This is a genomic window from Caulobacter sp. LARHSG274 (assembly GCF_052871235.1).
This window is the reverse complement of the sequence record NZ_JBIXJO010000001.1, coordinates 673,886-685,557: the sequence shown is the minus strand read 5'-3', so window position 1 is coordinate 685,557 and position 11,672 is coordinate 673,886. Positions and strand designations below refer to the sequence as shown.

8 protein-coding genes are annotated in these 11,672 nt (G+C 67.9%); 5 read left to right on the top strand and 3 right to left on the bottom strand.

Annotated elements, in window-relative coordinates; translation table 11 throughout:
* The first annotated feature begins 121 nt into the window (after positions 1–121).
* The 4 genes from ACIPQB_RS03225 (at position 122) to ybaK (ending at position 8,053) form a co-directional block, all read left to right on the top strand.
* Complete coding sequence (locus tag ACIPQB_RS03225; RefSeq protein ID WP_446483752.1) at positions 122–3,073, top strand: TonB-dependent receptor; 2,952 nt, start codon at positions 122–124, stop codon at positions 3,071–3,073.
* Between the two features lie 142 nt (positions 3,074–3,215).
* Positions 3,216–4,739, top strand: coding sequence for a tryptophan halogenase family protein (locus ACIPQB_RS03220; RefSeq protein WP_446483751.1), 1,524 nt, complete (start codon positions 3,216–3,218; stop codon positions 4,737–4,739).
* Positions 4,740–5,070: 331 nt separating this feature from the next.
* A complete protein-coding gene (locus tag ACIPQB_RS03215; protein WP_446483750.1) occupies positions 5,071–7,527 on the top strand; it encodes a glycoside hydrolase family 3 protein in 2,457 nt (818 codons plus the stop codon).
* Positions 7,528–7,579: 52 nt separating this feature from the next.
* A complete protein-coding gene (gene ybaK / locus ACIPQB_RS03210) occupies positions 7,580–8,053 on the top strand; it encodes a Cys-tRNA(Pro) deacylase (protein ID WP_446483749.1) in 474 nt (157 codons plus the stop codon).
* 6 nt (positions 8,054–8,059) lie between these two features.
* On the opposite strand, the gene ACIPQB_RS03205 is transcribed toward ybaK, so the two are convergent.
* Positions 8,060–9,019, bottom strand: a complete 960-nt coding sequence (locus tag ACIPQB_RS03205) for a bifunctional helix-turn-helix transcriptional regulator/GNAT family N-acetyltransferase (RefSeq protein WP_446483748.1) — start codon at positions 9,017–9,019, stop codon at positions 8,060–8,062.
* A 370-nt stretch (positions 9,020–9,389) separates the two neighbouring features.
* Here ACIPQB_RS03205 and ACIPQB_RS03200 point away from each other — a divergent pair, with 370 nt between their 5' ends.
* Positions 9,390–10,406, top strand: a complete 1,017-nt coding sequence (locus ACIPQB_RS03200; RefSeq protein ID WP_446483747.1) for a hypothetical protein — start codon at positions 9,390–9,392, stop codon at positions 10,404–10,406.
* A 126-nt stretch (positions 10,407–10,532) separates the two neighbouring features.
* On the opposite strand, the gene ACIPQB_RS03195 is transcribed toward ACIPQB_RS03200, so the two are convergent.
* Together ACIPQB_RS03195 and ACIPQB_RS03190 are read right to left on the bottom strand one after the other, a co-directional pair.
* Positions 10,533–11,057, bottom strand: a complete 525-nt coding sequence (locus tag ACIPQB_RS03195; protein WP_446483746.1) for a hypothetical protein — start codon at positions 11,055–11,057, stop codon at positions 10,533–10,535.
* Between the two features lie 89 nt (positions 11,058–11,146).
* Positions 11,147–11,626 (bottom strand): SMI1/KNR4 family protein, encoded by a 480-nt coding sequence (locus tag ACIPQB_RS03190; RefSeq protein ID WP_446483745.1) that lies wholly within the window; start codon positions 11,624–11,626, stop codon positions 11,147–11,149.
* Positions 11,627–11,672: the final 46 nt, after the last annotated feature.

Sequence of the window (11,672 nt, the reverse complement as noted above, 5' to 3'; positions counted from 1 at the left end):
GCAAAAAAGGTCGGAACCTTGCGGGAGGATGCATCAGCATCCCTCAACTCTCTGCGTCTTGGCTCGTTCGGCTTGGCTGAACGAGAGCGAGAACGGCTGCTGAAATCCAGGGGAATACACAATGACGACAAAGTGTTATCGATCACGTACGGCCTTGCTGTCGGCCGCGTCGGCCATGGTGCTGCTCGGCGCCGGCCCGGCTCTGGCCCAGACCGCCACGCCGCCGGACAAGGACTCATCGGAGGTTGAGGCGGTGGTGGTCACCGGCTTCCGCGCCTCGCTCGCCGATGCGCTGACCCTCAAGAAGAACTCGGACCAGATCATCGAGTCGATCACCGCCGAGGACATGGGCAAGTTCCCCGACCAGAACATCGCCGAATCGCTGCAACGCCTGCCCGGCGTGCAGATCGACCGCGAGAACGGCCAGGGCACCAAGGTCCGGATTCGCGGCCTGGACCAGAACGTCACGCTGCTGAACAGCGACACCTTCCTGTCGGGTCTCGAAGCCTTCCGCCTCGGCGAAGGCAACGCCAAGCAGACCAATTCGCTCGAAGGCATTCCGTCGGACCTGCTGGCCGGCGTCGACGTCATCAAGTCGCCCCAGGCGGACCAGATCGAAGGCGGCCTTGGCGGCACGGTGAACCTGAAGACCCGCAACGCGCTGGACGTGCGCGGCGACTTCACCTTCTCGGCCGACGTCCGCGGCAACAAGGGCTCGACCAACGGCAAGCTCGAACCCAACGTCTCGGTGGTGCTGGGTCACAAGTTCAGCGAAAACTTCGCCCTGCTGGGCAGCCTGTCCTACGACAAGAACTTCGTCGACACCGAGGTGCTGAGCGGCGAGAATCGCGGCGGCTGGGCCTATCTGAACCGGCCCACGGCCACCGGCAACAACCAGGTCCAGACGGGCACGGCCAATGTCTGGTCGCCGGAATACCGCTACACCAACAACCGTCACCAGGAGCGCGAGCGTACGGCCTTCTCGCTGAACGCCGACTGGGACGTCTCCGACTCGCTGTCGTTGCGCGCCGACTGGTTCCACTCGGACCTGAAGATCTTCACCGGCGAACACTCGCTGAAGTGGGCCTACGCCAACGAGAACGCGACCTACAATTCGCAAGGCCTGTCGATCGACAACAACGGCGTCCTGCAGTCGGGCTTCGTCACCGCCAATTCGTCGGAAGGCGACACCTTCGCCAAGAAGGCCAAGGCCAAGACCGACAACCTCCAGTTCTCGGGCGACTGGGACAATGGCGGCCGGCTGAGCGGCAAGTTCCGCGCCGCCTGGTCCAAGACCGACTACGCCTCGACCTCGGGCCAGGTCGACACGCGCTATACGCAGTACACGGTGCGTGACGGCGTCGCCGGTTTCGCGCCCAATGCGACCGCCCCGCTGACGGCGACCTACGGCTATGCCAACGGCGACTATCCGATGTTCACGCCGAACGCCGCCCTGGCGGCGGCCATGACGACGCCCAGCTCGGTGTTCTTCAAGTCGCACTGGGCGTTCGGCGACAAGTCCAAGCTGGACGACAAGGCTCTGACCGCCGACTTCAAGTACAAGCCGGAGTTCGGCGAAGGTGGCGGCCTGGTGCTCAGCTTCGGCGGCCGCTACTCCGAGAACAAGGTCGACTCCGACTACGGCCGCTACCTGAACGACCTGTCCGGCAAGGGCGAACTGCCCGCCAGCGCTCAGGGTACGACCGATCACGGCGTGTTCGTCGACTGGACTCCACTGGGCTACTTCCAGGACGGCGCGATCGGCCTGAAGAAGTGCGACATCGCCTTCTACGGTTGCTCGCGCTTCGGTAACTCGGTCGCGGTGAACACGCCCTATCAGACGGCGGCCTCGGCCGCGAGCCGGGTGGTCACCGACAACGTCCACGGGGTGTCGGCTCTGTTCCAGGACTACGGGCAGATGAAGAACCCGGTGAACTGGATCCAGGCGCTGTATCCCTCGACCAAGTTCGCCTTCTACCGCGATCCGATCGAGTCCTTCAAAATCAAGGACGAGACGACCTCGGGCTATCTGATGGCCGATATGGGCGATGAGGGTTTCCACATCAACGCCGGCGTTCGGGTGGTTCACACCAAGCTGACCATCGACTCGTCCAACACGCCGGTCACCCCGCTGTGGTGGGGCACCGACAGCTGGAACGGCATCCTCAAGAACCCCGACTCGGCCCGCACGGTGCGCGAATACACCGATGTCCTGCCCAGCGTGAACGCGGTCTTCAACATCAATGAGACCGACAAGGTCCGGGCGACCGCCGCCCGCGTCGTGGCCGCCCAGAACCTGTTCGACCTGGGTCAGGGCGCGTCCTACAACTTCACGCGTTCGTCGACCCCGGGGCCGAACTTCGACAAGTTCCTCTACACCAACGGCAGCGGCGGCAATCCCAACCTCGACCCGTTCCGCGCGTCTCAGTTCGACCTGGCCTGGGAGCACTACTTCGGCTCGCAGGGCCTGATCTCGGCCGGCGTGTTCTACAAGACGATCGACTCGTTCATCGTCCCCGACACCTCCTCGATCACGGTGAAGGACCAGTCGGCGGCGGGCGCTTCGGTCGGCACGTTCAACACGGTCATCAACGGCGAAGGCGGCACGATCAAGGGGGCCGAGCTCCAGGCGCAGTACGCCTTCGAGAACGGCCTGGGCTTCACCGCCAACTATACCTACTCGGACTCCAGTTCGCCCGAGGAGACCGATTTCTCCGACAACCTGCCGATCCCCGGCGTGTCCAAGCACGCCTTCAACGTCCAGGGCTATTTCGAGAAGGGGCCGTTCTCGGCCCGCCTGTCCTACGCCTGGCGTGACAAGGCCTATCAGGGCCGCTTCAGCTTCGGCTCCGGCGCAGACCAGCACAAGCTTGGCATCTACAACGAGGCCTATGGCCAGCTCGATGGCCAGGTCGCCTACGAGGTCACTCCGGACCTCAAGGTCACGCTCGAAGGGTCGAACCTGACCAAGGAAGACTCCAAGGCCTATCTGCAGTTCCCCGACCTGCCCCTGCGCTTCGTGTCGGGCGACCGCCGCGTGTCGCTGGGCGTGCGCTACCGCTTCGGCGGCTAGGGCTGGGGGCCGGCTGCGTCCGGGAGACCGGACGCAGCCGGTAGGGCTGACCATGGCCGGCGCCTGGATTTCGAGGCCGGGGCCGGTCATGGATAGGCGGGCTCCGCCTCGCGCGGCGGCGCCCGGATCGAGGAATGCTCCGATGTCGGACGATGCATGGATTTCGAAGGTCGTCATCGTCGGCGGCGGCAGCGCCGGTTGGATGACCGCCGCGGCCCTGGCCCGGGGCCTCGACCGCCGCTGCCAGATTCAAGTCGTCGAATCCCAGGACATCGGCGTGGTCGGGGTCGGCGAGGCGACGATCCCGCCGATCCGTCTGTTCAACGCCATGCTGGGCCTGGACGAGGCCGAGTTCATGCGCGAGACCAAGGCCACCTACAAGCTCGGCATCGAGTTCCGGGACTGGGGCCGGGCCGGCGACCGCTATTTCCACCCGTTCGGCGTCTATGGCCTCAATCCGGAGATGGGCCACTTCTTCCAGTATTGGCTGAAGCTGAGCCTGGCCGGCGAGCCGCTCGCCCTATCGGACTATTCGCTGTGCGCCCAGGCGGCGCAGGCCGGCCGGTTCGATCGCCAGAGCGACGATCCGCGCGATCCGATGTCCACCTTCGGCTCGGCCTATCATTTCGACACCATCCTCTACGGCCAATATCTGCGCCGCTTCGCTCAGGGCCTGGGCGTGGCGCGCACCGAGGGCGAGGTGGTCGCCGTCGACCAGGACCCGCAGACCGGCTTCGTCACCGCCATCCAGCTGAAGTCCGGCCAAAGGGTCGAGGGCGAGCTGTTCATCGACTGCTCGGGGTTCAAGGGCCTGCTGATCGAACAGACGCTGAAGGCCGGCTATGATGACTGGTCGTCCTACCTGCCGATGGATCGCGCGGCGGCGGTCCCTTGCGAGCGGCGCGGACCGCTGTCGCCGTTCACCACCTCGACGGCCCGCGAGGCCGGCTGGCAGTGGCGCATCCCGCTGCAGCACCGGGTCGGCAACGGCTATGTCTATTCCAGCCAGTTCATCGCCGACGACCAAGTGGTCGAGGCGCTGCTGGGCAATCTCGAAAGCCCGCCCTTGGCCGAGGCGCGGCTGCTGCGGTTCACCACCGGCCGGCGGCGCAAGACCTGGGACCGGAACGTCGTCGCCATCGGCCTGTCCAGCGGCTTCCTGGAGCCGCTGGAGTCGACCAGCATCCATCTGATCCAGGCCAGCATCAACAAGCTGCTGCAGCACTTCCCGGACCGCAGCTTCTCGCCGGCCAACCGCGACGCCTTCAACCGCCGCATCCAGGCCGACACCGAAACGATCCGCGACTTCCTGATCCTGCACTACCACGCCACCGACCGCGACGACGGCGACCTGTGGCGCTATGTGCGCGACATGCCGATCCCGGACTCCCTGGCCGAGCGGATCGCCCTGTTCCGCGAGCGCGGCCAGCTGGTCATCGGCCCCGACGAGATGTTCACCCCCACCTCCTGGCTGGCCGTGCTGCTGGGGCAGAACATCCGGCCGCGGTCCTACACGCCCCTGGTGGCCGGCCATGACAGCCGGGCGATCGCCAACGGCTTCCGCGGCATGAAGGCCCAGATCGCCCGCCGGGTCGAGGCGATGCCGAACCACGCCGACTACCTCAAACGCCATGGCATGTGGGCCGCGGACGCCGTGATCGCCTGATGCGGCGCGCCCGCCTCAATTTACCGCTATCTGAAAGATATAGACAGCGCTGTCAATTCATGGTGCAGTCATCAGATCGAGAGGGCCGCAGGGTCCCGGCCAAGGGAAGGAAGCCTCCACGCCCGTTCGCGCCCGATGGCGCGCGCCTCCGCCCGTCCACCCCTATCCCGCTCCAGCGCCGATCCGTCGGCGGGGATGACGCGCCTTCGTTCGACCCCCTCCAGCGCGGGCGCGGCTGGATCCCCTTTGATCAGGGGACCCCCAACTTCGGCGCGGCGACGTTCTCCCCGCCGCGCCGATCCTTTGCCACACCGTGCCTCGAAGGTGTCGAATGACCGTCCGCTTCCGCCGTATCCTGATTTCGGTCCTCGTCGCCTCGACCGGCCTGACCGCCCCCGCCTGGGCGCGGCAGAACAGCCTGGCCCATCCGGCCCTGTGGCCGGCCGCCGCCAGCCCCAAGGCGTTCACCGACGCCAAGACCGAAGCCCTCGTCAGCCAACTGATGAGCCGGATGAGCCTGGAGGAGAAGGTCGGCCAAACCATCCAGGGCGACATCGCCTCGATGACTCCGGCCGACCTGGAGAAATATCCGCTGGGCTCGATCCTGGCCGGCGGCAATTCGGCGCCGGGCGGCAATGACCGCGCGCCGCCCAAGGCCTGGACCGACCTGATCGACGCCTATCGCGCCCAGGCCCTGGCCAAGCGGCCCGGCCACACGCCGATCCCGATCCTGTTCGGCATCGACGCCGTCCACGGCCACAACAACATCGTCGGCGCGACGATCTTTCCGCACAATGTCGGCCTGGGCGCGATGCGCGACCCGGCCCTGATCCGCCGCATCGGCGAGGCCACGGCCCAGGAGGTCGCGGCGGCCGGCGGCGACTGGACCTTCGGCCCCACCGTGGCCGTGCCGCGCGACGACCGCTGGGGCCGCAGCTACGAGGGCTATGCCGAGGACCCCGAGGTGGTGAAGTCCTATTCCGGCCCTATGACCCTGGGCCTGCAGGGCGAGCTGAAGCCGGACCAGCCCCTGGCCGCCGGCCATATCGCCGGCTCGGCCAAGCACTTCCTGGCCGACGGCGGCACGCAGGACGGCCGCGACCAGGGCGACGCGAAGATCGCCGAAGACGAGCTGGTCCGGATCCACGCCCAGGGCTATCCGCCCAGCATCGACGCCGGCATCCTGACGGTGATGGCCTCGTTCTCCAGCTGGAACGGCCAGAAGCTCGCCGGCAACCGCAGCCTGCTGACCGACGTGCTCAAGGGCCGGATGGGCTTCGAAGGTTTCGTGGTCAGCGACTGGAACGCCCACGGACAATTACCCGGCTGCTCCAATGTCAGCTGTCCCCAGGCGATGAACGCCGGGCTCGACATGTACATGGCCCCCGACAGCTGGAAGGGCCTGTTCGACAACACCCTGGCCCAGGTCAAGAGCGGCCAGATCCCGATGGCGCGGCTGGACGACGCCGTCCGCCGCATCCTGCGGGTCAAGGTCAAGGCCGGGCTGTTCGACCGCGTCGCGCCGGCCACCCAGGGGCGGTTCGACCAGCTCGGCGCGCCCGCGCACCGGGCGATCGCCCGCGAGGCGGTGGCCAAGTCGCTGGTGTTGCTGAAGAATCAGGGGGTGCTGCCCATCGAGCCCGGCGCCAGGGTGCTGGTGGCCGGGGCGGCCGACGACATCGGCAAGGCGGCCGGCGGCTGGACCCTGACCTGGCAGGGCACGGGCAACAGGAACAGCGACTTCCCGCACGGCCAGTCGATCTGGGCCGGTCTGCAGGAGGCGGTGAAGGCCGGCGGCGGCGAGGCCGAGCTGGCGCCGGACGGCCAGTTCAAGACCAAGCCCGACGTCGCCATCGTGGTGTTCGGCGAGGACCCCTATGCCGAGTTCCAGGGCGACCTGGCCAACCTCGAATACCAGCCGGGCGACAAGACCGATCTGGCCCTGATCAAGCGCCTGAAGGCCCAGGGGATCCCCGTGGTCTCGGTGTTCCTGTCGGGTCGGCCGCTGTGGACCAATCCCGAGATCAACGCCTCGGACGCCTTCGTCGCCGCCTGGCTGCCGGGCAGCGAAGGCGGCGGGGTGGCCGACGTGCTGGTGGCCGGCAAGGACGGCAAGCCCCGCCGCGACTTCCAGGGCAAGCTGGGCTTCTCCTGGCCCAAGCGCGCCGACCAGGGCCCGCTCAATCGCGGCCAGCCCGGCTACGACCCGCAGTTCGCCTATGGCTATGGCCTGTCCTACGTCCATGGGGGCCAGGTCGGGACCCTGTCGGAGGACCCCGGCGCCGTGGCCGCGACCGGCAGCGTCGACCGCTATTTCGTCGCCGGCCGCGCGCCGCCGCCGTGGATGATCAGCTTCTCGGGGGCCGGCGCGGTCAAGGCGATCGACGCCGGGGCCCAGGAGAACGGCCGCCAGGCGACCTGGACCGGGCAGGGACCAGGACGGCTGGCGATCGAGGGCCCGCCCGTCGACCTGTCGCGCCAGACCACCGGCGACATGGCGGTGATGGTCCGCTACCGCGTCGACACCGCCCCGACCCGGCCGGTGACGATGAGCATCGGCTGCGGCGAGGCCTGCGCCGGAACCCTGGACGTCACCGCCCTGCTCAAGGCCGCCCCGCCGGCCGAATGGCGCAGCGTCAAGATCAAGCTGTCCTGCTTCCAGGCGGCCGGGGCGAAGATGGACCATGTCACCGCGCCGTTCGTCGTCGGCGCCGACGGGGTCCTGACCCTGTCGGTCACCGAGGTGCGGCTGGCCTCGAACGAAGGCGACGCCATCTGTCCGAAATGAGATGGCCCAAGTGAGGCTGGCGGGCGGCGGGCGGCCCTGGCTATAGTGGGCCATGTCCCGCACTACGCCCGCGACCCTCGCCCTGGCCAAGGCCGGCGTCGACTTCACGGTCCACGCCTATGACTACGATCCCGACGCCGAAAGCATCGGCCTGCATGCCGCCCAGGCCCTGGGCGAAACGCCCAGCCGGGTGCTCAAGACCCTGATGGCCCTGGTCGACGGCAAGCCGGTGCTGGTGGTCGCGCCGTCGGACCGCGAGGTGGCGATGAAGAAGCTGGCCGCGGCGGTCGGCGGCAAGTCGGCCCAGATGATGAAGCCGGCCGACGCCGAACGGATCAGCGGCTACAAGGTCGGCGGCATCAGCCCGTTCGGCCAGCGCAAGCCGCTGCCGGTGGTGATCGAGGCCGACGCCCTGGCCGAGGATCGCGTCTATATCAACGGCGGCCAGCGCGGCCTGCAGGTGCGGCTGGACCCGAACGCGGCCCGCGAGGTGCTGAAGGCGGTGGCGGCGCGGGTCTCGTCCTAGCGTCGATTATCGCGGCTTGAACGTCATCGCCACGTCGCAGCGCTCGTAGCGGCCGCCGAACGTCTGCAGGATCTGCGCATCGTGTTCGAAGCCGAGCTTTTCGTAGAGGTGGATGGCCGCCGCGCACTTGCGGTTGGTCAGCAGGTAGAGCCGGTCGGCGACGCCCATGGCGCGGGCCCTGTCCAGCGCCGCCGCCAGCAGGAACTCGCCGACCTTGCGGCCGCGCGCGGCCTTCAGCACCCCCATCTTGGTCAGCTCGAACCAACCGTCCTTCATCCGCATGATCGCGCAGGTTCCGACTACGCCGAGGTCCGGCGTCTGGGCGAACAGCACCGCCCCGCCCGGCTCGACGATCAGTTCGCGGGGCTGGAACAGCAGGGTGACGTCGGTGTCCTCGAGCGCGAACATCTCGCCGATCCATTCGGCGTTGATCCGATAGAAGGCCTCGGCCAGGTCGTCGGAGAAGTCGCGCACGGTCATGGCCGGCGGCGCATCCATGACGCGATCGAACAGCGAGCGGCGGTCGAACTCGGCCTCGATGGTGGCGATCTCTTCTAGCAGGGCTGCGTGCCGGCCGCCGCAAAGGGCCACTGCCGCCGCCTCGACGCGCGGCCACAGCTCGCGTTCGAGCCGGTCCATCAGCGCCTGTCCGGCCGGGCTGAGCGTCAGGGTCTTCTGGCGCTGGTCGCGGCCCTTGCGGCTCATGGCGATCAGCCCCTGCTCGACCAGGGTCTGCAAGGCCCGGGTGGCGGTCGGCTGGCTGATCCGCAGGTGCTGGGCGATGGCCCCGACGGTCTGGGGGCCTTCGCGGCGCAGGACCGCCAGGAACTGCTGCTGGGCCGGTTGGATCGGCAGGTCCATGGCCTGCAGGATCGCCGCCGCGTCGGTCTGCAGCCGATCAGCCAGCCGCTTCATCCGGCTGCCCAGGAAGGTCGCGCCCAGCTCGGCGAGGGTGTCGGAGGTCATGATCGGTCTCTCGGGATCATAAACATAGCTCGCTATATAGATAGCTATGAACTGCCGCGGGGCAAGCGGAATCTGGCGCGCGGAACGCCGGCGCCGCGTTCGCCGAACCGTGGCGCCGCAGCCACGCCTCTTCCGCCTCGAACGCAATGTACGGTCGCAAGCCTTGTCCAGACCTCGCGTTCGTGAGATCAGCACCGCCGTTTATCCCCGCGCCGGAGCCGCCTTCTCGCATGACCCATGACGCCGCACAGCCGCACGAACCCCCGATCGGGTTGCGATGGCGCGCGTCCTGCGAGCCGGCCGCCGCCTCCGTTCGAGTCCTGACGATCCGCTAAGGCGGCCGCATCCCGGCCGCCGCCGGGAGCTGATGATGTCCACCCTTGTTCTGACCCGGGCGACCGAGGTCGCCTCGCCCCTGCTGCGCCTGATCGCCCCCGCCTATGCGGAGGTGCTGGCCGCCCTGTGGCCGGCGCCGCATGCCCCCTTCGTCACCGCCCCGACCGCGCGGCGGCACCTGATCTGCCTGACCCTGGCCGGCGATTCCGGCGGCGGCGCGCCCGTCGACCTGGTCCGGCTGCTCGAGGCGCCGCTGCGCAAGGCGGTGCGGCTGGTCGTCGATCCGGCCCCGGACGGGCTGGTCCGGGCCCTCGAGCGGCTGGGCGAGATCGCCTGGGCGCCGGAGGACTATCGCGCCCTGGTCGCTCTGCTGGCCGACCCCAAGCCGGCCAAGACCCTGCGCCATGCCGACCGCATCGACCCGGCCCAGGTCCGCACGCTGAGCGCCCTGCCCCAGCCGCTGCGCGAGGCCGGCGGCGCGGCCGTGCGGGTCAGCGCCGCCCAGGCCAAGCTGCTGGCGGAGGCCCATGCCCTGCTCAGCCGCCGGCTGCCGACCGACGTCCTGGCCCAGCGGATCGCGGCCTGGACCCGCGCGCCCACCGCCAAGGCCCTGTTCAGCCTGGTGGCCGACGACTTCCGCCGCGACCTGCCGCCGCCGCCCTATCCCGGCACCGAACGCCTGAAGCCGCTGGAGACGGCGGCGGCGATCCGCGAGGCGGCCCGGCGCTATCGCAACTGCCTGGCCAACTATGTCGACGCCGCGGTCGATCGCCGCTGCGCGATCTATGAATGGCTGCCGGCCCCCGGTGCGGTGATCGAGCTGACGACCGACCCCTATTTCGGCTGGCGGCTCGACCAGGCGCGGCTGGAGAACAACCGGTCGGTCGACGAGGCCACCCGGGCGGCGATCATCGCCGAGCTGCTGGCCATGGGCGTCCATGTCGGCCGCAGCGCCTGGCAGATCCGCCACGCTCTCGACCGCGCCGCCTCGCCGAACTTCGAACTGGAGCCAGTTGACGCGGCGATCGCCGACTATTTCACGGACGATTGAGCGGAAGGCCGCTCTTGCGGATGTAAACAGGTCCGATCGCCGGTTCTGAAAGGAGGCGCAGCATGGATCGGTTCGCCGGCGGCCAGGTCGGACAAGGCGCGGGCGCGGCCTTGCGGCGCCTTCAGGTCAACGGATTCTCGCCTCGGCGTTTGAGCGCAAAGCCGCCATCGGCGGATTTATCTCCAGTATGGAAACCCTGCCGCAAGGCTGAAGGGCGAGGTCGACGATGGCGTCCACGCCGAGGGCGAGGCCGGTCGAGGCCGCCAGGTCTCGCATCAGCTGATGGCTGGCGCGCGCATGCCTTGCCGACGATCCGCGCAGGCAGCAGCTTGAAAGCACCGCCTTGCCGCCTTGGACGCGCCATCGGGCTTCGCTGACGTCGCTGAAATCGACATAGCGGAACAGCGTCAGGTCAAGCTGCTCGTGCGAGGATCGCACCAGCGCCAGATAGCGCTTCTGGCTGTTGCTGAGCCGCGAGAACATGGCTTCGACCGAGGGCAGGAAGCCTTGCTGCTCCGAAATTGTCCGCAAGGCCCCGCAATCGCGCCAGGACTTTGCCCCCAGCTTCAAGAACAGCGGGAATGGCGCGGCCCAGGCCCTGGGCGGCGGTTCGATGAGACGTGGGACGTCGCCGGTGATGTCGACCCGCATCCGATAGGTCGGATGCTGAAAGAACAAAGGGACGAACGCGGGATCCAGGCCCAGTCCCCCCTGACTGTCCAGTAGCGCCGGGTGCAATTTCAGCCTTCAGGAACGCGGAGCTTGTGCAGGAACTCGTTCAGCGTGTTCGCCACGAAGCCAAGGCGTACATTGTTTCCTTCTCCCCAGGCGTCGCCCTGGAATTCCCAGAACCAGATCCGATCGCTCTCGCCGCCGCACTCAAGCAGAATATTGTCCTGCCCCAGATTGGTGCCGATCGGCAGCATGAAATTCGGAAACTTCGGCAGGCCCTCGTCCTCGGCAAGGACAAGACCGGTGTAATACCGTTTGACGCGTGTGGCGGACATGAAGCTGGCGAGGTTGGACTCAAATTGCATCGACAGTTCAGGCTCGCGATATTCCCAGTCGAACCGGCACGGATCGTCGATGGGATCGAACTTCAGATAACCATGTCGCGTGATCAGCTCGATATAGCTTTCCGGCACCGGCAGGGGCGGGAGGCTGCGGATCATCTGAACGTCGTCCAGCGTGGCCTTGGCAAAAGTCTCGCGCTGGGTCATGGCCAAGATCGGAGCGGGTAGTGTCAGCATCGCAAATCCCCGTCGT

Excerpts from the sequence above, each read along its gene's own strand:
- ACIPQB_RS03205 (WP_446483748.1), bottom strand. The coding sequence starts at position 9,019 with ATGACCTCCGACACCCTCGCCGAGCTGGGCGCGACCTTCCTGGGCAGC.
- ACIPQB_RS03195 (WP_446483746.1), bottom strand. The coding sequence starts at position 11,057 with ATGCGGGTCGACATCACCGGCGACGTCCCACGTCTCATCGAACCGCCG.
- ACIPQB_RS03190 (WP_446483745.1), bottom strand. The coding sequence starts at position 11,626 with ATGACCCAGCGCGAGACTTTTGCCAAGGCCACGCTGGACGACGTTCAG.
- ACIPQB_RS03220 (WP_446483751.1), top strand. The coding sequence starts at position 3,216 with ATGTCGGACGATGCATGGATTTCGAAGGTCGTCATCGTCGGCGGCGGC.
- ACIPQB_RS03200 (WP_446483747.1), top strand. The coding sequence starts at position 9,390 with ATGTCCACCCTTGTTCTGACCCGGGCGACCGAGGTCGCCTCGCCCCTG.
- ACIPQB_RS03215 (WP_446483750.1), top strand. The coding sequence starts at position 5,071 with ATGACCGTCCGCTTCCGCCGTATCCTGATTTCGGTCCTCGTCGCCTCG.
- ybaK (WP_446483749.1), top strand. The coding sequence starts at position 7,580 with ATGTCCCGCACTACGCCCGCGACCCTCGCCCTGGCCAAGGCCGGCGTC.
- ACIPQB_RS03225 (WP_446483752.1), top strand. The coding sequence starts at position 122 with ATGACGACAAAGTGTTATCGATCACGTACGGCCTTGCTGTCGGCCGCG.